An 893-nucleotide genomic window follows, 5' to 3' on the forward strand; every position below is an offset into this window, starting at 1 on the left:
GGTGGATTCAATCTTGAAGTGCGAATTTCCAATGATTTGAGGGGTTTCTGGTAAGCCCCTCTTTCGGCTTTGGAGGAATTTGCAATGGGAATGACTTATCGACATCTGACTTTGCGTGAGCGTCAGTTGATTTTCCGGATGCTGGACAAGAAAGCATCAATTCGGGCAATCGCTGAGAAGCTGGGAAAGCACATCTCAACGATCTATAGAGAGGTCAAGCGAAACTGGTTTGACGACATGGATCCTTGGCTCGACGGTTACTACGGTGAAGCGGCCGATCAAATGGCCAAGGGTCGGCGAACCAAGTTGCGCAAGATGGTTGCCAATCCCCAACTAGCAAGTTTGGTTATCGAGAAGCTGAAAGAAGCATGGTCGCCGGAGCAAATTGCTGGCCATTTGAGGGTTGTATCGCAGACCACGGATGCGGCCGTATCGAAAATCAGCCATGAGACTATCTACCGCTATGTTTATGATAAGACTGGCCGCGCGTTGGGCTTGTACCGCCATCTGCCAACTGGGCGTCGGCGTCGCAGGCGGCGCTATGACCGCAAACCGCGCGGCCTTCATATTCCCCAAGCAAATACAATTGCATACCGTCCCGATGTGATCAACGAGCGTCAACGTTTAGGTGACTGGGAATGTGATTTGGTCCAGTTCCGCAAGGAGTTTGGAAACGCCAACTTGACGACAATTGTCGAACGTAGAACGCGGTTACTCGTCGTGGTCAGAAACGCAAGCCGGCATTCGCAGGAGGTGATGAAGGGGATCAAATCCAAGCTTGGCCCCTACCCTGCTCAAGCACGCCGCTCGATCACGTTTGATCGGGGCAGTGAGTTTGCCAATTATAGCTATTTGAAGAGCGAGATTGGCGCTGAGGGATACTTCTGCAAGCC

At 51.8% G+C, this 893-nt stretch carries 1 protein-coding gene; it reads left to right on the forward strand.

Annotated features, from left to right (window positions below):
• Nucleotides 1-84: 84 nt before the first annotated feature.
• Nucleotides 85-893: IS30 family transposase (locus B7364_RS08265; RefSeq protein WP_157893594.1), on the forward strand; the 809-nt coding region annotated here is incomplete at its 3' end.

Origin of the sequence: Aquidulcibacter paucihalophilus (assembly GCF_002105465.1) — a bacterium.
Lineage (GTDB): Bacteria > Pseudomonadota > Alphaproteobacteria > Caulobacterales > Aquidulcibacteraceae > Aquidulcibacter > Aquidulcibacter paucihalophilus.